Below are 23,031 nucleotides of genomic sequence, written 5' to 3'. Positions count from 1 at the left end.
TATTTTCACCCTCTTAAAAAATGCTCCTACTTAGAATATATATATAACGTACATTAAAAGAGATAGGATGTTAGAAATGAAACTGAAAGAATTACTTGATATTATTCCTTTTTACCAAAAAACGCAATCAGTAGAAGATATTGAGATTAATAACATTGAAATGGACTCCAGGAAAGTGGAAGATGGTAACCTTTTTATTTGTATTTCTGGTTTTACCGTAGACGGACATGATTATGTGAAGGAAGCAGTAGAAAATGGCGCAATCGCTATCATCGCTGAAAGAGAAATTCAGACGACTGTACCTGTAATTCTGGTTCCTGATACTTCACGTGTTTTATCCATGCTTGCTGTTCAATTTTTTGGAAACCCAACAGAAAAATTACCATTGATTGGTGTTACAGGTACAAACGGAAAGACAACTGTATCCTATGTCTTGGAGAAAATTTTCAATGAATTTCAGAAAAAAACTGGTATAATTGGCACCATTCAAACTAAGATTGGTGAAACCAGTTATCCGGTAAATAATACGACGCCAGACGCGTTACATTTGCAAAAGACGTTCCATCAAATGCAAAAACAGCATGTAGAGCAAGTAATTATGGAGGTATCTTCGCATGCCCTTGATCAGGGAAGAGTGTATGGTTGCGATTTTGATATAGCCATTTTTACTAATTTATCACAGGATCATTTAGACTATCATAAGAATATAGATGATTATCTTCGTGCAAAAAGTCTTTTATTTGCACAATTAGGGAATGCGTATCTTAATCAATCACAGAAGTATGCTGTGATCAACGAAGATGATTCTTCCAACGCACTCCTTAAAAGGAGTACAGCCCAACATGTAATTACCTATGGCTGTAAAAATGAATCTCAAGTTATGGCAAAGAACATTAAACTAAACACATTTGGTACATCATTTGATCTACACACACCAGTTGGATTTATCCCAATTCAAAGTAACCTGATTGGTATGTTTAATGTTTATAATATGCTCGCGGCAAGTGCTGCTGCAATAACTTCCCAGGTTCCTTTAGATACGATTAAAATTGCTCTCGAATCTATTTCCGGGGTTAATGGAAGGTTTGAACCAGTAAACGAGGGTCAAAACTACTCTGTGATTGTCGATTATGCACATACTCCGGATTCATTGGAAAATGTATTACAAACGGCTAGGGAATTTGCAAACCAAAAAGTGTTTGTAGTTGTAGGTTGTGGTGGAGACCGAGATAGGACGAAGCGACCTTTAATGGCAAAAATAGCTGTAAAGTATGCTGATCAAGCTATTTTCACCTCTGATAACCCGCGGACAGAGGATCCAAAAGCCATTTTGCAGGATATGACAACAGGCCTGGATGAAAAAAATTATAGCGTTATTGAGCAAAGAAAAGAAGCAATTCAATTTGCTATTGATTGTGCGCAAAAGGATGATATCATTTTAATTGCAGGTAAAGGTCATGAAACATATCAGCAAATTGGTAAGGTTAAGTATGACTTTGATGATAGGGAAGTGGCTCGTAAAGCAATCCAGAATAAGGAGAATGGATGATGTTATTTACTATAGATTGGTTGGCAGGATTTTTGCCCAACTTCAAAAAACAGCGTGAAGAGGAAACTATAATCAATGAAGTTGTGACAGACAGTCGAATTAAAGTAAGTAAATCACTGTTTATTCCATTGGTTGGCGAGAACTTCGACGGGCATGAATACGTTCATCAAGCAGTTGAAAATGGGGCTGTAGCTATTTTATGGACGAAGGACAGGAAACTACCTCAATCGTTTCCTAACGATATATCAGTATTTTTTGTGGATGATACATTAATAGCTCTCCAGCAAATCTCTTCAGAATACAGAAAAGAAGTAAATCCTGTCGTTATAGGAATTACAGGGTCTAATGGAAAAACAACTACAAAAGATTTGGTAGCTGCTGTTATGGGAACCACCTATAATACACATGCGACAAAAGGAAATTTAAATAATCATATTGGTGTTCCTTTGACTATTCTTTCCATGAAGAGAGATACTGAAGTCCTTATCCTTGAGATGGGTATGAGTAATTTTGGAGAGATAGACAGATTGTCTACGATTGCAATTCCTGATTATGTTGTGATCACAAATATTGGTGAATCACATATTGAGTATTTAGGGTCACGCAAAGGTATTTCTGAAGCGAAAATGGAGATTTTAAATGGGTTGAAAGAAGAAGGTTTAGCTGTAATTGACGGAGACGAACCTCTTTTAAAACACCTACATAGTAATAAGAATGTACGTACTTGTGGCTATGATTCCACTAACACAAGTGTAATTGAAAAATGTGTAGTTGGCCATGGTCAAACCAATTTTCATTTATCTGATGGCAACTCCTACTCCATACCTTTATTGGGAAAGCATCATGCTAAGAATGCTTCTTTTGCTATCCTGCTGGCAAAGGAAATGAAGATTCCCACTGCAGAAATAAAGAAAGGTTTGAATTCATTAGAGCAAACCTCTATGCGTTTCCAATTAGTACAGGGGATAAACGGTGTTTCTGTTATTAATGATGCCTATAATGCCTCTCCTACCTCTATGATCGCTTCAATTGAAGTTATGAAACAAATGGAAGGCTATGGCGAACGAATATTGGTGTTGGGAGATGTATTAGAATTAGGTGATTATTCAGAGGAACTACACCGTTCTATTGCACATGAAATTAAACATCCTATTACTGTGTTATATACTTTCGGGATAGAAGCAAAATATATCTATGATGAAGTTAGCCGGATGTCTTCCGAAATTAAGATAGAGCATTTTTCTTCCAAGGAAGATTTAGTAAGGGACCTAGAACCGTTTTTAAATGATGAAACCATTATTTTGGTTAAGGCTTCCAGAGGTTTGAAGTTTGAAACTATTGTAAACAAATTAATAAAAAAATAAAGTGTGGACGGTTATTGTACAAGGAGGAGAAACAGTGAATTTTTCAATATTACTACTGACGATTGCAATTGCATTTTTAATTACCGTCCTTTTATCTCCAATATTTATTCCATTTTTAAGAAGGTTAAAGTTTGGGCAAAGCATTAGAGAAGAAGGACCACAATCACATATGAAAAAAACAGGTACACCAACAATGGGAGGAATAATGATCATCTTTAGTGTTATTATTACCTCCTTAGTCATGGTATGGAAAGCTTCAGCTAACGGGATTGACTATCAGTTGGGATTATTGCTTTTTATACTTTTTGGTTACGGCTTGTTGGGTTTCCTTGATGATTTTATTAAAGTAGCATTAAAACGTAATTTAGGTCTTACTTCCAAGCAGAAGATGATCGGTCAAATAATTATTGCGCTTATATTCTATTTTATTTTAGAGAGTAAAGGCTTTGAAACAAGTATACAAATTCCTGGAACTGATATTCAATGGGAATTGGGCTGGGGATATGCGTTATTAATTATCTTTATGCTTGTAGGATCATCCAATGCAGTAAATCTAACTGACGGTCTGGATGGTCTCCTTGCAGGTACTGCTGCCATAGCCTTTGGTGCATTTGGGATTCTTGCATGGTACCAAATGCCGGGAAGTGGAGTAACCATTTTCTCGTTAGCAGTGGTTGGTGCATTGCTTGGATTTCTAGTGTTTAATGCTCATCCAGCCAAGGTATTTATGGGAGATACCGGTTCCCTTGCTTTAGGTGGTGCAATTGCTGCAATTGCTATTATGACAAAGCTGGAAATTCTACTAGTAATCATTGGTGGAGTATTTGTTATTGAGACACTTTCAGTAATTATTCAAGTCATCTCATTTAAAACTACAGGTAAAAGGGTATTTAAGATGAGTCCTCTACATCATCACTATGAATTATTGGGATGGTCAGAGTGGCGAGTAGTTACTACTTTTTGGCTTATTGGGCTAATATTCGCAGGTTTAGGCATTTATATTGAGGTGGGGATATAATGAAAACATTAGAAGCTTTTCCTTACTCAAATATTCTTGTACTTGGATTGGCCAAAAGCGGCACGGCTGCTGCGAAAGTATTGTTGAAAAATAATAAATACGTTCGAATTAATGATGGAAAGTCAACACAAGATAATGATCAAATAGAAGAATTAAAAAGGATGGGTGCCGAAGTAATTATTGGTTCCCATCCCTTATCAGTATTGGATGACATCCAAATTGTTGTAAAGAATCCTGGGATCCCATATGATAATCCCATTGTGGTTGAAGCAGAAAAAAGAAATATTCCTGTTATTACTGAAATAGAAATAGCAGGATTGCTGACAAAAGGTCCTATAATAGGAATTACCGGATCAAATGGAAAAACAACTACCACCACGTTAATAACAGAAATGCTTAAGTGTAGTCAAAAACCTGTTAAAGTTGCGGGTAATATTGGCAAAGTAGCAACAGATATAGCACAAACAACAGGCGAAGATGAAACCATGGTTATTGAGCTCTCTTCCTTTCAATTACAAGGTATACAGAGCTTCAAACCTAATATCGCAGTATTATTAAATATTTATGAAGCGCATCTTGATTATCATAAAACATTTGAGAATTATAAAGCAGCAAAGTTTAACATATTTAAGTCCCAGACTAATAATGATTATCTGGTCTATAATGCGGATGATCCTATCATAACTGAAGCAATTCACTATGCCAACTCTACAAAAGTTCCCTTCTCCAGAACGAAGCAATTAAATGAAGGTGTTTGGATGGATGAAGAGAATGTGTACTTTAAAAATGAGCAAGTAATGAGTAGAAAGGATATTGTTTTGGTTGGTGAGCATAATCTGGAAAATATCTTGGCCGCCATTGCTGCAGCTAAGTTAAATGGAGCGACAAATAGTGGAATATATCAAGTGCTTACTACTTTTCAAGGAGTAAAACACCGCTTGCAATTTGTAGATACGATAGATAATAGAACATTTTATAATGATTCAAAAGCTACAAATATTTTAGCGACTCAAAAAGCGCTTGGTGCTTTTGAAAACCCCATTATTTTACTAGCAGGTGGGCTTGATCGAGGCAACGAATTTCATGACCTACTACCATTTCTTAAAAAAGTGAAGGGTATGGTAGTATTTGGGCAAACTGCTGAAAAATTGGCTCAAGTTGCTAGAGAGGCTCAAATACCGATTGTAGTAAAAACAGAAAACGTACAGATGGCTGTAAAAGAAGCTTATAAATTTTCCGCTCCTGCAGATACAATTTTACTATCCCCTGCGTGTGCAAGCTGGGATCAGTATAAAACCTTTGAAGAAAGAGGAGACATGTTTATACAAGCCGTGCATACATTAAGATAGGGGGCTTGTTTTAAACAATTGAAGATTAAAGCATCAAACGAAGCAAAACAACACCCCTGCTATTTTAAATTTGAGGGGTGTTTTTCTTTGCAAAAAACAGTGAAAACTTACCATAAACCGGATTATATTCTGTTGGGAGTAATCATAAGCTTGCTTATTATTGGTATTGTTATGGTTTATAGCTCTTCTTATATTTGGTCAGAGTATAAGTTTGGAGACTCATTTTATTATTTGAAAAGACAGCTATTGTTTGCTGCTGCAGGGATTTTTTCTATGTTTATTGTAATGTTTATTCCATATTCAACTTGGTTGAAATATGCGAAAGCAATTCTTCTTTCTTGCTTCCTCTTGTTATTCCTTGTGTTGATACCCGGTGTAGGTATGGTCAGAGGTGGTGCACAAAGTTGGATTGGAGTGGGTGCATTTAGTATACAACCGTCAGAATTTATGAAATTGGGCTTAATCATTTTTCTGGCAACTTTTTTATCCAAGAACCAAAAAAAGATTACTTCCTTCAAAGAAGGTTTTTTCCCTTCCATTATTCTCATATTCACCGCTTTTGGCCTAATTATGTTGCAACCTGATTTAGGTACAGGTATGGTACTTGTATTAACGTCTATGATAATGGTTTTTGTTACTGGGGCGCGACTATCCCATTTTTTTGGACTGGCTGCATTGGGTCTGATAGGCTTTGTTGGCTTAATAATATCAGCACCATATCGTATTAGTAGAATTACTGCTTTTTTAAATCCATGGGAAGATCCTCTCGGAGACGGGTTCCAAATCATTCAATCTTTATATGCCATTGGTCCAGGGGGATTATTAGGGTTGGGGTTAGGGGAGAGCTTACAAAAATACTTCTATTTACCTGAACCACAAACGGATTTCATCTTTGCCATTCTTGGAGAAGAACTTGGCTTTATTGGTGGTAGTGTTGTTATTTGTCTGTTTATCTTAATGTTATGGAGGGGAATAAAAATTTCGTTGGAAGCGCCTGATTTATTTGCCAGATTGTTAGGATTAGGTGTTGTATCTATGCTGTCCATTCAAGCAATGATTAATATAAGTGTTGTAATTGGTCTCATACCGGTAACAGGGATAACCTTACCATTTTTAAGCTATGGCGGCTCATCACTAACATTAACATTGTGTTCTGTCGGGATACTTCTAAATATAAGCAGATATACAAAAATTTAGGTAGTAAACTATTTGTGTTAAGGTAGCTCTCCAAAAATTACTTCCTCCAATGATTAATAAATGACTGGAAAATATTTATAGTTACCAATTAAAGAAAAACTGTTAATCTATCTACGTACACTACGTATTTCATTGAAATATGTGATATAATTCATGTAACTGATCAGAAATAGGTATTGCATTGGTTCTGATTGTTAATTTTATACAAAGGAAGAAATGGAGATGAGCAAAAAAAACATTGTTTCAATTGAAGATCGGATACCCAAATTGAAACAAGCCCGTAAGAAAAAAGCAAATCGTCGATTAATATTTTATCTTTCTGTTTTTTTCTTTTTAATATCTATAATTGTTTATTTACAGTCTCCTCTAAGCAATGTTAAAACTATCGAAGTAAAAGGAAATACTTTTTTAACAAAGGAAGAGATTATTGCAGAAAGTGGATTAAATAGAAATACGAATATTTGGTCTGTCGATAAGGAAGAAATAAAGCAAAAACTCCTATCTAATCCAATTATTAATTCTGTTGCCATTAGTAGGGATCTACCCAGTTCCATTGAGATTGAATTAAAAGAACATGAACTTGTTGGTTATGTGAGACAGGAAAACAACTATGTACCTATTCTTGGAAATGGCTCTATTTTAAAATCTATGAAAAGAAAAACATTTGCAGGAAATGCACCTTTGCTTGTCGATTTTAAAGAAAAAGCTTTTTTACAAAAAATGACGAGTGAACTACAGAAACTTCCAAATAGCTTATTAAAATTGATCTCTGAAATCCACTGGGTACCTGTAAAAGGGAATAAAGATAAGATCCTACTTTACATGAATGATGGTTTTCTAGTGGACGGAACAATTAGAAGCTTTGCGTCTAAAATGGAAGTTTACCCTAGCATAGTTTCCCAGCTTGATAAAGACAGTAAGGGTATAATTCATATAGGGGTAGGAGCTTATTTTGAATCTTTTAATAAAGAAAAGAATGAAGAAGATGAAGCTGAAGAATAAAATTTATAAGGAATACATAGACAAGAGTCAGAGAATCAATAACTGCAACGAAGAATATAGTATGTAATTCCTAGATTTGGACGATTTATTATTGAAATATCGTTATAAATTAAAGGAATCTGCTATTCTATCTAGAATTACCTATATATATTTTATTTTTCTGCGAGTTTCCTATAAAATATAAAAATATGAGTAGAAAATTAATATTAAAAAAAACATCTGAAAAACCCAGATGCTTATGAACCAGGGGGTGCCTTTTTTTGAATAATAGTGAAGTACTAGTAAGCTTAGACATCGGAACGACAAAAATAAAAGTTATTATTGGTGAAGTACTAAATGACTCATTAAATATTATCGGTGTGGGAACAGCAAAATCCAATGGAATGAAAAAAGGTGCAATTGTTGATATCGACCAAACCGTACAATCAATTAAAAATGCAGTAGAACAAGCTGAACGCATGGTAGGTATGCATATTGAACGGGTAGTAGTTGGGATAAATGGGAATCACATTCAACTTCAGAACTGTCATGGCGTAGTTGCTGTCCAAAGTGAAAACCGTGAAATAACTAATGAAGACATTGCCAGGGTTATTGATGGAGCTCAGGTTATTTCTATACCACCAGAACGGGAGATTATTGATGTAATACCTAAACAATTCATTGTAGACGGGTTAGATGAAATTACTGACCCAAGAGGAATGATCGGTGTGCGGTTGGAAATGGAAGGAACTATTATTACTTGCTCCAAAACCGTGCTTCATAATATTCTAAAATGCGTAGAACGAGCAGGATTAGAAGTAGCAGACATTTGCTTACAGCCATTAGCTTCCGGTTCAGTAGCCCTCTCCAAGGATGAAAAAGAATTGGGAGTTGCTTTGATTGATGTAGGGGGAGGATGTACTACCGTTTCTGTGTTCGAAAATGATCATTTACAATCAACTAGTGTAACCAGTCTTGGTGGTGACAACATAACCAAGGATTTATCAATTGGACTAAGGACATCCACTGAAGAAGCAGAGGATGTTAAAATGAATCATGGACATGCTTTCTATGATGACGCCCAGGAAGATGACACATTTGAAGTTTCCATTATCGGTAGTAACACGAAACAGGTGTATAATCAACTTCAAATGGCTGATATGATTGAAGCCAGACTTGAAGAAATTTATGCGTATGCAGAAAAAGAAATAAGAAAAATGGGTTATTATGAATTGCCTGGCGGGTATGTACTCACAGGTGGAACAATGGCCATGTCAGGTGTATTAGAATTAGCTCAGGATTTATATCGTTCAAATGTACGCATTGCAATACCTGATTATATCGGAGTGCGAGAACCACAATTCACTGCAGGAGTTGGAATCTTGCAATTTGCTTATCGTAATGCGAAAATACAAGGGAAAGAGTTATTCCCAGCTGTTGCTATAGCACCACAAGAGCAACATACCAAACGAGTGAAAAAACCTCAAAAAACAAATGAACCAACGGAAACGAAAAAGAAGGACTCTAAAGTAGCCAATTTGTTTAAGTATTTCTTTGATTAAACAAATGACTATAACTGTAGAGTTAATTGAGGGAGAAATCCTCTTATAAATTAGTTTCTGAAACGCTTGTAATTTGCATATTTAGGAGGAACGAGACATGTTAGAGTTTGATACAAATATGGAGGAATTAGCAACGATTAAAGTTATCGGCGTAGGTGGCGGTGGTAACAATGCAGTTAACCGCATGATTGAACATGGTGTGGAAGGCGTAGAGTTTATTGCAGTAAATACAGATGCCCAAGCATTAAATCTTTCCAGAGCAGAGCTGAAAATACAAATCGGTGGAAAATTGACCCGCGGGCTAGGCGCAGGGGCCAATCCTGAAGTTGGTAAAAAAGCTGCAGAAGAAAGCAAGGAGCAATTGGAGGAGGTTCTTCAAGGAGCTGACATGATTTTTGTTACCGCAGGAATGGGAGGGGGCACTGGAACAGGAGCTGCTCCTGTTATTGCACAAATTGCCAAGGAACTTGGTGCTCTAACCGTCGGTGTTGTGACAAGACCATTCTCATTTGAGGGAAGAAGACGTTCAACACAGGCTATTTCTGGAATAGAAGCTCTTAAAAATAGTGTTGATACGTTAATCGTTATTCCGAATGATAGATTGCTTGAGATCGTAGATAAGAATACACCAATGCTGGAAGCATTCCGTGAAGCTGACAATGTTCTCCGTCAAGGTGTTCAAGGCATTTCCGACTTAATTGCAAAACCAGGTCTGATTAATGTGGACTTTGCGGATGTGAAAACAATTATGTTCGATAAAGGGTCTGCATTAATGGGAATTGGTGTCGCAACCGGTGAAACCAGAGCGACTGAAGCTGCTAAAAAAGCAATTTCATCACCCCTGTTGGAAACATCTATTGATGGGGCACATGGTATCTTGATGAATATCACTGGAGGAACTAACCTTAGCTTATACGAAGTACAGGAAGCAGCGGATCTCGTAACTTCTGCAGCTGATAATGAAGTAAATGTTATCTTTGGCTCAGTTATTAATGAGAATTTAAAAGATGAAATAGTTGTTACGGTCATCGCCACCGGTTTTGATGAGAATGCTAAGAAAGTGGAGCAACAGCCGAAACAGCATCGACCTGTAATTAACCATAACCAACATGCTGCTACAAGAGCTAATGAAGAAGTACAAAGGGAAAGAGAGTCAGTTCAACCTCGTCCGAAGCAAGAGGAAGATACACTGGACATCCCAACGTTCTTACGAAACCGCAACCGCCGTCGCTAGATTATATTAAATAGGAAACTACTCCTGTTTAAAGACTGCCGAGTTTATCTCGACAGTCTTTTTTAGTTTCTAATATATATGGGTGGAATTATCCAAGTGATTCGTAAAATGGATAAATTACGAATTAACTTTAAGAAATGTAATTAAATAATATATTTATCCCAAACCTAAAAACTAAAAATAAAACCAAATTCAAAGACCGACAAACTTAACAATAACCTGCGGAAATTAGCCCCATTATCCATTCAAAAAGCGACAGACTTTGCCTGCTATCTCCGATATACTTTCTTTATAAACAACCTACCAGTTATTTAAGTGTTTATATGAAAGGAAGAACAGTGTGACTATTTATCTTGATGCTGTCTGGACATTGAACTTCTTTCTGGACATGATGTTATTAATGTTAACTCAATTACTAGCCCGGCACAGCACAAGAAAAATCAGAATCTTTTTTGGAGCTTTTGTTGCTTCACTGCTTGTTCCTATCTCCCTTTATTTTCCAGAATCTTTTATCATTAGTGTGCCAGGTAAATTAATTTATTCCTTTTTAATAATTATTTGCACCTTTGGAATAGGGAGTCTCAATCGGTTGGCGAAGCTAGTTTCATTATTTTATTTCGTAACATTTGTTATTGGAGGTGGTCTATTAGGTATTCACTTTTTATTTCAAAATCCAATAGGAATTTCAGGAAATGGAATTCTTACATTTAATAGTGGATATGGAGATCCTGTTAGTTGGTTGTTTGTGTTAATTGGATTCCCGATTATATGGTTATTTACAAAAAGACGTATGGACAAGCATGTAATTGAGAAAATCAGATATGATCAATTATGCCCTGTAACAATTGAAATAAAAGAAAAAGCATTTTCTACAAGTGGATACATTGATAGCGGAAACCAACTGGTTGATCCATTAACGAAAAAACCTGTCATTATTTGTGACGAGACATTTTTGAAACAATGGTTTACCGAACAGGAATGGAAATTATTAAGAGAAGTACACGAAAATTTTAATCTAGAAAAATTGCCTGCAGCTTGGACGAATGTAATTCAGTTTGTCCCATATCAAGGAGTTGAAGGTAAGAGTAATTTTTTACTCGCATTAAGACCGGATAATCTAACAGTACACTATGAAGACCAGCGGATTATTACTTCAAATATATTAGTTGGTATCCAATTTGCTGAACTGGTAAAAGACCAAAGCTATCATTGCTTGCTGCAGCCACAAATTATTAAACTGGCAACAATTAGTACTGCTTAAGGAGAGATGTATAATGAAAACTATAAAACTACGCTTACGGTTATGGTGGTACAAATTATTAATTAAGCTAGGAATAAAATCTGAAGAAATTTATTATATAGGTGGTAGTGAGGCTTTACCTCCACCCCTTTCCAAGCAAGAGGAACAGGAATTACTAATATTGTTACCAAAAGGGGATAAATCAGCAAGAGCTATTTTAATCGAGAGAAACCTTCGTTTAGTCGTATATATTGCTCGGAAATTCGAAAACACAGGAATTAATATTGAAGACTTAATCAGTATTGGGACAATCGGGTTAATTAAGGCAGTTAATACATTTAATCCTGAGAAGAAAATTAAACTGGCGACATATGCATCAAGATGTATTGAAAACGAGATACTAATGTATCTGCGCCGTAATAATAAGCTTAAATCCGAAATATCTTTTGACGAGCCATTGAATATAGATTGGGATGGGAACGAACTGTTGTTATCAGATGTTTTAGGGACAGAGGAAGATATTATTACTAAAAATCTAGAAACCAATGTAGACAAAGGTTTGTTAAAGGACGCATTGTCCCAACTAAAAGCTCGCGAAAAGCAAATTATGGAGTTGCGATTTGGTTTGGTTGGTGAAGAAGCTAAAACGCAAAAAGATGTTGCGGATATGCTCGGGATTTCTCAGTCCTATATTTCGCGATTAGAAAAGAAAATAATTAGGCGATTGAAAAAAGAATTTAATAAGATGGTCTAGCCTTTATTCTGTATAGTTTAAGGCCAATTTAGTCACCAGAATTCATAATCTGCCATTGCATAAAAACCCTCCCATGCGGAGATACTGTCCATGAACAGCATCAGCATCTGGGAGGGTTAACTATATGACAAGACATAAGGTTGAAATATGTGGTGTTGATACATCGAAATTACCTGTACTTAAAAATGAAGAAATGAAAATATTGTTTAAAAGACTGCAAAAAGAGGATGGAGATCTATCAGCCCGCGAAGAACTGGTGAATGGAAATTTACGTTTGGTTTTAAGTGTAATTCAGCGGTTTAATAATCGAGGCGAATATGTTGACGATTTATTTCAAGTTGGCTGTATTGGTCTGATGAAATCAATTGATAATTTTGACTTATCACATAATGTAAGGTTTTCCACATATGCTGTTCCAATGATTATTGGTGAGATAAGAAGATATTTAAGGGACAACAACCCGATACGTGTATCACGTTCATTGAGAGATATCGCTTATAAGGCACTTCAAGTAAGGGAAAAACTAATTAATAAAACATCGAAAGAACCGACACCAATGGAAATAGCTGAAGAAATGGGAATCCCTCATGCCGATATCGTCTTTGCTTTAGATGCTATACAAGATCCTGTATCTTTATTCGAACCAATTTACAATGATGGTGGCGATCCGATATTTGTAATGGACCAGATCAGCGATGACAAAGATAAAGATTCTAAGTGGTTAGATAACCTTTCATTGAAGGAAGGAATGCAGCGACTAAATGATCGTGAGAAATTAATTGTTAACAAACGGTTTTTTCAAGGAAAAACCCAAATGGAGGTTGCCGAAGAAATAGGGATTTCACAAGCACAGGTTTCCAGGTTAGAAAAAGGTGCTATTAAACAAATGAATAAGCAAATGTTTGAATAATAAAGAAGGAACAGGTGTAAAAACCTGTTTCTTTTTTTATGGAAATTTGCATATATTCTAGTAAGGTGGTGGATATAATGATTAAATTATCGGATTTACAAATTAAAGAGATTATTTCAGTAGATGATGGAAGAAGATTGGGCCACTTAATGGATTTAGAAATTGATGTTAACACAGGAAAAATCGTAGCAATTGTGTTGGAACTTAAAGATAAAAAAGGTGGTTTCTTCGGCAAGCCAGATGAATTAATTATTCATTGGCAACAAATTGTTCGTATCGGTTCCGATGTTATTTTGGTAAAAGATACGCTTCAACCACAATTATACGGCGATACCTATGTAAGTAATTAATAGTCTGATATGGTACAATCAGATATGGGGAGGTGTATTTATGAGTGAACCATTTGTCTTAGATAATGAGCTCTTTCTCAAGCTAGAAAGATGGGAAAAACTTAATCCGAGATTATATGCTGGCTTTACTACAAAAAATGGTGGGGTAAGTTCAACTCCTTATGCTACGCTTAATTGTGGGCTTCATGTAAAAGATAAGCTCAGCTCCGTATTAGAAAATAGGGAGTTATTGGCAGACAAATTAACCATTCCTATAGAAAATTGGGTGGCTGGGGAACAAGTTCACGATAATAAAGTAGTGGAGGTTAGTAAAAAAGATAGAGGCAAAGGTGCTGAAACCATTGAAACATCTATAAAAGATGTAGATGGGTTAATTACAGATGATAGAGAGGTGCTTTGTACTGCTTTTTTTGCTGATTGTGTACCATTATTTTTTTTCGATCCGAAAAAGGAAATCGTAGGAATCGCCCATGCTGGGTGGAAGGGTACAGTAAAAGGGATAGCTGAAAGCATGGTAGATGAATTTCGGGAACTTGGAAGTAATCCAGCAAATATTCTGGTTACAATTGGCCCATCCATTTCGCAAACAAATTATGAAGTAGATGACAAAGTAGTTGAAAATATTGCTGAAAAATATCAATCAATAGTAACTAAACACGTAAATAATGGCAAATATTTAGTTGACCTAAAAAAATTAAATTTAGAAATCCTTTTACAATATGGTATATCTCGTAATAATATAGAGGTAACTAAGTATTGTACATTCGCGGATAATAATTTGTTTTTTTCACATCGGCGAGATGGAGGAAAAACAGGAAGAATGCTAGGTTTTATTGGTTTGTTTTAATGTAAGTATTATAGTGGGGAGGAGAAATGGTAACAATGGACGTAACCGAAAATTTGACCAACATACAACAAGATATTAGACAAGCTTGTGAAAACAGTAATCGCCTTTCCGAAGAAATAACACTAATTGCCGTCACGAAATATGTTACAATAGAGCGAACGGAAGAAGCTATTCAAGCAGGAATATCGAATCTTGGAGAAAATCGTCTTGAAGGATTTAGTGAAAAATACAGCCATTTTGAAAATAGAGCAAAGTGGCATTTTATTGGAACACTTCAATCTAGAAAAGTGAAAGATATTATAGACAATGTAGATATGATTCACTCTTTAGACCGTTTGTCTTTAGCGAAGGAGATAAACAAAAGGGCTTCAAATATAGTGGATTGTTTTGTACAAGTAAATGTTAGTGGAGAAGATTCGAAGCACGGAGTAATGCCAGATGAGGTACATTCATTTATTAAAGATATCGCCAAGTATCCCAATGTGCATGTAGTCGGCCTTATGACGATGGCACCTCATATAGATGATGAGCAGGTACTCAGAAATGTTTTCAGGAAGCTAGCAAGCTTACGTGATGAAATAAGTGCACAGCAATACAGTCACGCACCTTGCAATTACTTGTCCATGGGAATGAGTAATGATTTTAAAATAGCTATTGAAGAAGGTGCTACTCATATTCGTATTGGCACCAAACTTGTTGGCGAGGTGGAAAAATGAGTATTAAGAACAAACTTAAAAATTATTTTACAATGGACGATGAGTATGAATATGAATATGTCGAAGAAGCCGATGAACCAACACAGGAACAGGCCGTCAAACAAAATAAAAAAAATGTGGTCAGTCTCACAAGTATGCAGCAGGCAACGTCTAAGGTAGTCCTTTGCGAACCACGCACTTACAATGAGGCTCAGGAAATTGCTGACAATATTGTAAACCGTCGGGCCGTAGTAATAAATCTCCAACGTGTCGACCGTAATCAGGCTAAGCGAATTGTTGATTTCCTAAGTGGAACGGTGTACGCGGTAAAAGGCGATATTCAAAAACTTGGTGCTGAGACATTTTTATGTACTCCTGATAATGTGGACGTAACTGGGTCAATTTCAGAAGCTTTTCCGGAAGAAGAATTTGAAAAGGGATGGTAAGTAGCATATGTTTGAATTATATCGAATTTTAAACCTAGGATTAACCATTTATAGTTACGCTATAATTGTGTATATTTTTATGTCGTGGTTTCCAGGAGCGCGAGAATCTTCGTTTGGCAGTCTTCTAACAAGAATATGTGAGCCTTACTTGGAGCAGTTTAGGAAATTCATCCCTCCTTTGGGAATGATTGACCTGTCACCAATTGTGGCAATATTTGTTTTGTATTTAGCAAGAATTGGATTGTTTGAATTTTTCCGGATGTTTTTATTTTAAGGTGACTAAACATGGATTTATATCAACACTTTCGAAAAGAAGAACAGCCGTTCATTGACCAAGTAATGTCTTGGAAAGAAGATGTGGAACAAAAATTCGAACATAAAGTAACTGATTTTCTTGATCCTAGAGAACAGCAAATATTGTTGTCTCTAATTGGCGAAACAAATGACGATATAAGTGTCTACCTGGATGGCGGAACTCCAAATGCAGAGAGGCGCCGGGCAGTAATTGCGCCTTTTTATGAAAGTAGGGAAAGAGAAACATTTCAACTTTCTCTGCTTCAGGCTTCATATGCTAACAAATTTGTCACCTTAACTCACCGTGATGTTATGGGAGCTTTTTTATCCTTAGGTATTAAAAGAAAAAAGTTGGGTGATATATTTATTGGTGATGGGCTTGTGCAAATAATAGCTGCTGATGAAATAACTCCATATGTTACTGCTAATTTAACAGCTATTAAGAAGGCAAAAGTAAGCCTTGAGCAGAAACCCTTTTCGATGGTTATGGAGAAGGAAATAAACTGGTTAGAGCAAGATAAAACAGTCTCATCTTTACGGCTGGATACAGTAGTAAAGGAAATATATAACCTATCTCGTAAAGATGCCGCTCTATTTATTAGTAAGCAACAAGTTAAGGTCAATTTTAAAATCGAAGAAGATGCGAAGTACCGATTGCAGAGTGGGGATATGCTGTCAATCCGTGGGAGAGGCAGAAGTAAAATAGTATCGATTAATGGTTCTACAAAAAAAGAGAAACTAAAGATCACAATTGCCCTCTTAAAATAATTTATGAGTTAAGCAGGAATTAATCGATTTGTGTCGAATAAATAAAAAACAGTTTTTTTCAAATGAAGGAGGTGGCCACTGTGCCATTAACACCACTAGATATTCATAATAAAGAATTTACAAGAAGCTTCCGTGGCTATGATGAAGATGAGGTTAATGAATTTTTAGATCAGGTCATTAAAGATTATGAGATGGTCATCAGGGAGAAAAAAGATTTACAAGAGAGAGTTAGCCAGTTAGACGAAAAGCTTGGCCATTTTACTAACATTGAAGAAACATTAAATAAATCTATACTAATTGCCCAAGAAACAGCTGAAGAATTAAGAGGAAATGCTACGAAAGAATCTAAGCTTATTGTAAAAGAAGCGGAAAAGAATGCAGACAGAATCATTAATGAGGCATTGAACAAATCACGGCGTATTTCCATGGATGTTGAGGAGCTAAAGAAGCAGGCGAAGGTTTTCCGAACGCGTTTGAAAATGCTTGTAGAAGCTCAATTGGAAATGATCGGCACTGACGATTGGGACCAATTGTTTGATACTGAATTGGGCGAGGAACTTGATTTAGTAGAAAATGACTCGTAGAACTTGACGATTTTAATATTTATACATAAAATAAATAGACGAAGAAATTTATTAATTAAATGATTGTGAAGACGATGAAAGAGAGAGTATAAAAGTGGATACTGGTCAGCGAGTCAGGGAGGGTGGAAGCCTGATACAGAAATGCTTTTGGAAAATCACTCTGGAGTTTCCATTATGAAGTAAAAGTAATAATGGACGTGTTATTCACGTTACGAATATCGAGTGAATTTAAAATTTGACTAATTTTGAATTTATAAGGGTGGTACCGCGAGTCTTCTCGTCCCTTTTTGGGATGAAGAGGGCTTTTTTTATGGATTTTTAAACTTACACAATACAAAGGAGGAAAAAACGATGGATTATAAAGATACTCTATTGATGCCAAAAACAGATTTTCCAATGCGTGGAAATCTTCCTAATAAAGAACCAAAGAGACAAGAACAATGGGAAGAAATGAATATCTATGAGAAAGTACAGAAAAAAACGGAAGGTCGTCCCTTATTTGTGCTACACGACGGACCTCCCTACGCTAATGGTGATCTCCACATTGGTCACGCATTAAATAAAATCTTAAAGGATTTTATAATTCGGTATAAATCGATGACTGGATATCATGCTCCATATGTTCCTGGATGGGATACACATGGATTGCCAATTGAAACAGCGTTGACCAAAAACAAAAAGATTAAAAGAAAAGAACTGAGTGTAGCTGAGTTCAGGAAGTTATGTGCGGAATATGCTATGGGCCAATTAAATAACCAACGTACACAGTTTAAACAGTTAGGTGTACGTGGAGATTGGGATAATCCATACATTACGCTAACAAAGGATTATGAAGCAGCTCAAATTAAAGTATTTGGTGAAATGGCTAAGAAAGGCTATATCTACAAAGGATTAAAGCCTGTATATTGGTCTCCATCTTCTGAATCTGCTTTGGCTGAAGCTGAAATTGAATATCATGATAAGAAGTCCCCATCCATTTATGTTTCTTTTGAAGTACGTGATGGAAAAGGTCTTCTTTCAGGTGGAGAAAAATTCATTATTTGGACTACAACACCTTGGACCATTCCTGCTAATTTAGGCATTAGTTTACATCCCGATTTGGAGTATGTAGTTGTTAAAGTCAATGAAGATAAATTTATTATTGCTCATGCACTACTAGAAGCTGTTACTGACGAGCTTGATTGGGAAAATCCTGAAGTGGTTCAAACATTTAAAGGTCAGGAGGCAGAGGAAATTGTTGCCAGACATCCTTTTTATGATCGTGATTCGCTAATTATGCTTGGTGAGCATGTCACCACAGAAGCAGGTACAGGTTGTGTTCATACTGCTCCTGGCCATGGTGAAGATGATTTTTATGTTTCTAAACGTTACGGTATCGATGCATTATGCCCAGTTGATGAAAAAGGTGTCATGACAGATGAGGCACCAGGATTCGAAGGATTATTTTATGATACTGCCAACAAGCCAATTACGGAAAAACTGGAAGAAGTGGGTGCTTTATTAAAGCTTTCATTTATTAAACATTCCTATCCACATGATTGGAGAACAAAAAAACCGACTATCTTCCGTGCTACCGCACAATGGTTTGCTTCAATTAAAGATTTTCGCCAAAATATCTTGGAAGAAATCAAAGAAGTAAATTGGTACCCAAATTGGGGTGAAACGCGTCTATACAATATGGTGAGAGATAGAGAAGACTGGTGTATCTCACGCCAGCGCACATGGGGAGTGCCTATCCCAGCATTTTATGGGGAAGATGGCACGCCAATCATAACAGATGAAACGATCAATCATGTTTCTGAATTATTTGCAGAACATGGTTCTAATATTTGGTTTGAATGGGAGGCAAAAGACCTTCTACCTGCTAACTATACTTCCGAGCATAGCCCAAACGGCAAATTTACAAAAGAAACCGATATTATGGATGTGTGGTTTGATTCTGGATCTTCTCATCAGGGGGTGTTGGAAGGTCGTGAAGAGCTCCAACGTCCGGCAGATATTTACCTGGAAGGTAGTGACCAATATCGTGGTTGGTTTAATTCATCTTTATCAACTTCAGTTGCAGTGACAGGCAAGTCGCCATATAAAACCATTATCAGTCACGGCTTTGTACTTGATGGGAATGGAAGAAAAATGAGTAAGTCACTTGGCAATGTAATGGTTCCATCCAAAGTACAAAAACAATTGGGTTCAGATATCTTAAGATTATGGGTTTCTTCTGTTGACTACCAGGCAGACGTTCGGATTTCCAATGATATTTTGAAACAAATTTCAGAAGCCTATCGTAAAATACGTAATACATTCCGATTCCTATTGGCCAATTTAGCAGATTTTAATCCAAATACAGACCGGATTGCTGAGGAGGATTTGGAAGAAGTAGATAAATATATGCTTTATCGTCTGCAGAACTTGGTTGGGAATATCCGTGGAAATTATGATAACTATGAATTCTCACCAATATTCCATCAGATTCATAATTTCTGTGCTGTCGATTTAAGCTCATTCTATCTTGATTTTGCAAAAGACGTATTGTACATTGAGGCAAAAGATAATAAACGTCGCCGCAGTATTCAAACAGGATATTATGAAGTGTTGACAACCTTGGTTAAGTTACTTACACCTATCATTCCACATACTGCAGATGAACTCTGGGAATATATCCCAGGCGTTGACGAAGAAAGTGTTCAATTAACAGATATTCCGGAACCAAGAAAAATTTCCGGCATGGAATCCATCGTACCAAAGTGGGATCATTTTATGGAGATCCGTGATGATGTTCTTAAAGCCCTAGAAGAAGCAAGAAATGAAAAAGTAATTGGTAAATCTTTAGAAGCAAAAATAACTCTAGTACCTAAAGATGAAAAAACAAAAGAAGTTCTACAATCAATGGAGCATGTACACCAATATCTGATTGTATCAGAGGCTGATATTGTAGATAGTGCGAATGAAACAAAAGAGTACAAATATATTGATATTGCTGTAGAGAAGCATCCAGGAGAGAAGTGTGACCGCTGCTGGGTAGCATCTGAAACAGTTGGAAATGATGCGGAACATCCAACCCTATGCAGCCGTTGTGCAACTGTAGTAAAAGAACATTACACTGTCTAAAATTCTAACTACTCCCCAGCCAAGAGCTGAGGAGTAGTTTTTGCTTTCAATATAAGCTTTATACTAATCCGCAGAGTAGATACACTGTGACGTAACTTGATAGTACTCTAAGCGGCCGTTACGGAAAACACACTCCGCTTTCCGTGGGCAACGCTTCAGCTTCCTCGGAAGAAAACCACTTCCTGCGGGATCTTCAGCTGGGGCTGCGTCTACTCGCCCCATCAAAAAGCCCTGTTGCTTTTCCCACAGGACAAGGAAGGCTTCAGCGAATTGTGCATCGCACGAAGGAAAGGTGTTTTTTCTTTCCGAGGAGTCTTCGTGTTTTTCCTACACTGGTAAAGTGGTTAGATATTAACCCGCTATTTATGGTTTAAAACAGATACAAATTGATTGGAGCGGAAAGCGTCCCCCTGCAGTGGAAATCAATGGGTCTATTCACCTCCTTAAAATGAAATAAACTACTACAAAATTACTTCGCATTTTACTCCAACTTGGAAATAAAGGTTAATATAAAAGAAGACTTAGTTGGTAATTGCTGTTTTACTCGTTATGTTTAGAGCGGGGCTTGTTTCGTCTTTTGTTATAATATGTTGATAATTTATGAATTTGCGTTTAAGATAAAAAAGACTTAGCTATGGAATCGGGGGAAACAGAATGTATTTGTATTATCTTCTGGCATTGGTTATTATCGCGTTAGATCAATTAACAAAATGGGTTATAGATAAAACGATGCACATAGGAGAAAAAATAACAATAATTAATGATTTCTTTTATCTCACATCTCATCGTAATAAAGGTGCAGCCTGGGGAATTCTCCAAGGCCAAATGATATTTTTTTATATCATTACTGTTGTGGTAATTATAGGTGTGGTTGTTTACATGCAGAAATATGCTAAAACAAATAAGATTCTTGGAATATCGTTAGCCTTTATTTTAGGTGGTGCAATTGGCAATTTTATAGATAGATTATTTCGTCATGAAGTGGTAGACTTTTTTGATTTTATCATTTTTGATTATGACTTTCCCATTTTTAATGTTGCAGACTCTGCTTTAGTAGTGGGTGTTTTCCTAATCATCATTACTACAATTTTAGATGAAAGAAAGGAAAGGAAGGAAAAAAATAAATAATGAATATATTTGATCATAGCGTTACATCAGAGCAGACTAAAACGAGAATCGATAAGTTATTGTCAGACATCAATCCAGATATTTCCCGTTCACAGATACAATTATGGATTAGCTCGAATTTAGTGAAAGTTAACGGTGAAAATGTAAAAGCAAATTATAAATGTCAAGCTGGTGATGTGATAGAATGGACGGTTCCGCAGACTGAACCATTAAATATACAAGCAGAGAATATCCCTTTGAATATTGTATATGAGGATAGCGACTTATTGGTAGTTAACAAACCCAAAGGAATGGTAGTTCACCCATCAGCAGGCCATCAATCAGGTACTTTGGTTAATGCTCTATTATACCATTGCAATGATTTATCTGGTATAAATGGCGTAGAACGGCCAGGTATTGTTCATCGGATTGACAAGGATACAAGTGGGCTATTAGTTATTGCTAAGAACGATATAGCCCATACTCATCTTTCAGAACAAATGGCCGCAAAAACAATCGAACGTAAATATGAAGCAATAGTTCATGGGGAGATTGCTCATGAAACTGGTTTAATAGATGCACCAATCGGCCGTGATCCCAAGGACCGGCAAAAAATGTCTGTGGTAGATAATGGAAAACCAGCAGTCACTCATTTTCATGTATTACAACATTTTCCTGATTATACGTATATTGAGTGTCAGCTGGAAACTGGAAGAACCCACCAAATCCGTGTACATATGAAATATATCGGTTATCCATTGGTAGGCGATCCTAAATACGGGCCAAGAAAAACAATGGATATAGGCGGTCAAGCTTTACATGCTAAAAAGCTTGGATTCACTCACCCTATAACGAAAGATTGGCTGGAGTTTGAAATTGAAGCACCTGATCAATTTACAGAAGTTTTATCGTATATTGAAAAAATGTATTGACAGAAAGCAAGCAATTTGAAATAATATAGCAAATGGATGAACCTTTAATCTAGTCCTGTGAGGCTTAAAGGAAGCGTTTTGTTTGGAATATGTATGATATGCATAAACCAATCCCTTTTCTCCTCATAGAGAAAGGGATTTTTCTATGAGAAGGGTGATGAAAATGAAGAAAAAAACAGATATTCTTGATAAACCTGCAATCAGTCGAGCTTTAACAAGAGTTGCCCATGAAATTGTTGAGAGGAACAAAGGCGTAGAAGACGTTGTGCTAGTAGGTATTAAGACAAGAGGAGTACCGCTTACAAAACGATTACATGATAAAATCCGGCAAATAGAAGATGTTGAAGTTCCTATTGGTGAGTTGGATATTACATTGTATCGGGATGACTTAGAAAAAACAACGACGAATCAGGATCCTGAATTAAAGGAAACCAATATTGAGGTTGATCTTTCAGGAAAAACAGTTATCCTAGTGGATGATGTGTTATACACTGGGCGTACTGTAAGAGCAGCTTTGGACGCTATAATGGACATTGCTCGTCCGTCACAAATTCAACTTGGTGTATTAGTAGACCGAGGACACAGAGAATTACCAATCCGAGCAGATTATGTAGGAAAGAACATACCCACTTCGGATAAGGAGATCATTGTAGTTCATCTAGATGAAATAGATAATGCAGATCAAGTATCTATTTACGAAAAGTAAAACTAAATTATGAAACCTTTAATTAGATCCAGAGAG

The 23,031-nt window shown here is 36.3% G+C and carries 22 protein-coding genes and 1 other annotated feature; all 22 genes read left to right on the top strand.

Features of this window, described 5'->3' with window-relative positions:
* Positions 1–76: 76 nt before the first annotated feature.
* The 22 genes from X953_RS11740 (at position 77) to pyrR (ending at position 22,995) form a co-directional block, all read left to right on the top strand.
* On the top strand, positions 77–1,549 hold the full coding sequence (locus X953_RS11740) for a UDP-N-acetylmuramoyl-L-alanyl-D-glutamate--2,6-diaminopimelate ligase (protein ID WP_040955748.1): 1,473 nt from the start codon (positions 77–79) through the stop codon (positions 1,547–1,549).
* Complete coding sequence (gene murF / locus X953_RS11735) at positions 1,549–2,913, top strand: UDP-N-acetylmuramoyl-tripeptide--D-alanyl-D-alanine ligase (RefSeq protein ID WP_040955747.1); 1,365 nt, start codon at positions 1,549–1,551, stop codon at positions 2,911–2,913. The genes X953_RS11740 and murF overlap by 1 nt, the downstream gene beginning before the upstream one ends.
* Positions 2,914–2,947: 34 nt before the next feature.
* A complete protein-coding gene (gene mraY, locus X953_RS11730; protein WP_040955746.1) occupies positions 2,948–3,931 on the top strand; it encodes a phospho-N-acetylmuramoyl-pentapeptide-transferase in 984 nt (327 codons plus the stop codon).
* Positions 3,931–5,280, top strand: coding sequence for a UDP-N-acetylmuramoyl-L-alanine--D-glutamate ligase (gene murD / locus X953_RS11725; protein WP_040955745.1), 1,350 nt, complete (start codon positions 3,931–3,933; stop codon positions 5,278–5,280). The genes mraY and murD overlap by 1 nt, the downstream gene beginning before the upstream one ends.
* Positions 5,281–5,367: 87 nt before the next feature.
* The gene (spoVE, locus tag X953_RS11720) at positions 5,368–6,477 is read left to right on the top strand and encodes a stage V sporulation protein E (protein WP_198023269.1); all 1,110 of its coding nucleotides are present in this window, start codon (positions 5,368–5,370) and stop codon (positions 6,475–6,477) included.
* Between the two features lie 222 nt (positions 6,478–6,699).
* Positions 6,700–7,479, top strand: a complete 780-nt coding sequence (locus X953_RS11715; protein WP_040955744.1) for a cell division protein FtsQ/DivIB — start codon at positions 6,700–6,702, stop codon at positions 7,477–7,479.
* Between the two features lie 260 nt (positions 7,480–7,739).
* Complete coding sequence (ftsA, locus tag X953_RS11710; RefSeq protein ID WP_040955743.1) at positions 7,740–9,020, top strand: cell division protein FtsA; 1,281 nt, start codon at positions 7,740–7,742, stop codon at positions 9,018–9,020.
* 97 nt (positions 9,021–9,117) lie between these two features.
* Positions 9,118–10,254, top strand: coding sequence for a cell division protein FtsZ (gene ftsZ / locus X953_RS11705; protein ID WP_040955742.1), 1,137 nt, complete (start codon positions 9,118–9,120; stop codon positions 10,252–10,254).
* A 340-nt stretch (positions 10,255–10,594) separates the two neighbouring features.
* Positions 10,595–11,515 carry a sigma-E processing peptidase SpoIIGA gene (gene spoIIGA / locus X953_RS11700; RefSeq protein ID WP_040955741.1) on the top strand — a complete coding sequence of 307 codons (921 nt, stop codon included), beginning with the start codon at positions 10,595–10,597 and terminating at the stop codon, positions 11,513–11,515.
* 13 nt (positions 11,516–11,528) lie between these two features.
* On the top strand, positions 11,529–12,248 hold the full coding sequence (gene sigE, locus X953_RS11695) for an RNA polymerase sporulation sigma factor SigE (protein ID WP_040955740.1): 720 nt from the start codon (positions 11,529–11,531) through the stop codon (positions 12,246–12,248).
* 124 nt (positions 12,249–12,372) lie between these two features.
* A complete protein-coding gene (gene sigG, locus X953_RS11690; protein ID WP_040955739.1) occupies positions 12,373–13,158 on the top strand; it encodes an RNA polymerase sporulation sigma factor SigG in 786 nt (261 codons plus the stop codon).
* Between the two features lie 77 nt (positions 13,159–13,235).
* Entirely contained in the window at positions 13,236–13,508 is a 273-nt protein-coding gene (locus X953_RS11685) for a YlmC/YmxH family sporulation protein (RefSeq protein ID WP_040955738.1), read from the top strand.
* A gap of 40 nt (positions 13,509–13,548) precedes the next feature.
* Positions 13,549–14,355, top strand: a complete 807-nt coding sequence (gene pgeF / locus X953_RS11680) for a peptidoglycan editing factor PgeF (protein WP_040955737.1) — start codon at positions 13,549–13,551, stop codon at positions 14,353–14,355.
* Positions 14,356–14,390: 35 nt separating this feature from the next.
* Positions 14,391–15,071 carry a YggS family pyridoxal phosphate-dependent enzyme gene (locus tag X953_RS11675; protein WP_040957093.1) on the top strand — a complete coding sequence of 227 codons (681 nt, stop codon included), beginning with the start codon at positions 14,391–14,393 and terminating at the stop codon, positions 15,069–15,071.
* Entirely contained in the window at positions 15,068–15,496 is a 429-nt protein-coding gene (locus X953_RS11670; RefSeq protein ID WP_040955736.1) for a cell division protein SepF, read from the top strand. Before X953_RS11675 ends, X953_RS11670 begins: the two co-directional genes overlap by 4 nt.
* 7 nt (positions 15,497–15,503) lie before the next feature.
* Positions 15,504–15,770, top strand: coding sequence for a YggT family protein (locus tag X953_RS19540; RefSeq protein ID WP_084715680.1), 267 nt, complete (start codon positions 15,504–15,506; stop codon positions 15,768–15,770).
* Between the two features lie 11 nt (positions 15,771–15,781).
* The gene (locus X953_RS11665) at positions 15,782–16,558 is read left to right on the top strand and encodes an RNA-binding protein (protein ID WP_040955735.1); all 777 of its coding nucleotides are present in this window, start codon (positions 15,782–15,784) and stop codon (positions 16,556–16,558) included.
* Between the two features lie 80 nt (positions 16,559–16,638).
* Positions 16,639–17,142, top strand: a complete 504-nt coding sequence (locus X953_RS11660) for a DivIVA domain-containing protein (protein WP_040955734.1) — start codon at positions 16,639–16,641, stop codon at positions 17,140–17,142.
* Positions 17,143–17,207: 65 nt separating this feature from the next.
* Positions 17,208–17,430, top strand: a binding site (T-box leader).
* Positions 17,431–17,493: 63 nt separating this feature from the next.
* On the top strand, positions 17,494–20,250 hold the full coding sequence (gene ileS / locus X953_RS11655) for an isoleucine--tRNA ligase (RefSeq protein ID WP_040955733.1): 2,757 nt from the start codon (positions 17,494–17,496) through the stop codon (positions 20,248–20,250).
* 654 nt (positions 20,251–20,904) lie between these two features.
* Entirely contained in the window at positions 20,905–21,378 is a 474-nt protein-coding gene (gene lspA, locus X953_RS11650; protein ID WP_040955732.1) for a signal peptidase II, read from the top strand.
* A complete protein-coding gene (locus X953_RS11645) occupies positions 21,378–22,289 on the top strand; it encodes an RluA family pseudouridine synthase (protein WP_040955731.1) in 912 nt (303 codons plus the stop codon). The genes lspA and X953_RS11645 overlap by 1 nt, the downstream gene beginning before the upstream one ends.
* 163 nt (positions 22,290–22,452) lie before the next feature.
* Complete coding sequence (gene pyrR / locus X953_RS11640) at positions 22,453–22,995, top strand: bifunctional pyr operon transcriptional regulator/uracil phosphoribosyltransferase PyrR (protein ID WP_040955730.1); 543 nt, start codon at positions 22,453–22,455, stop codon at positions 22,993–22,995.
* Positions 22,996–23,031: the final 36 nt, after the last annotated feature.

Origin of the sequence: Virgibacillus sp. SK37, from assembly GCF_000725285.1 — a bacterium.
In the GTDB taxonomy this organism is placed as follows: Bacteria; Bacillota; Bacilli; order Bacillales; family Amphibacillaceae; genus Virgibacillus_Q.
Note: the sequence above shows the minus strand (reverse complement) of the source record. Positions and strands in the feature narration are given on the sequence as shown.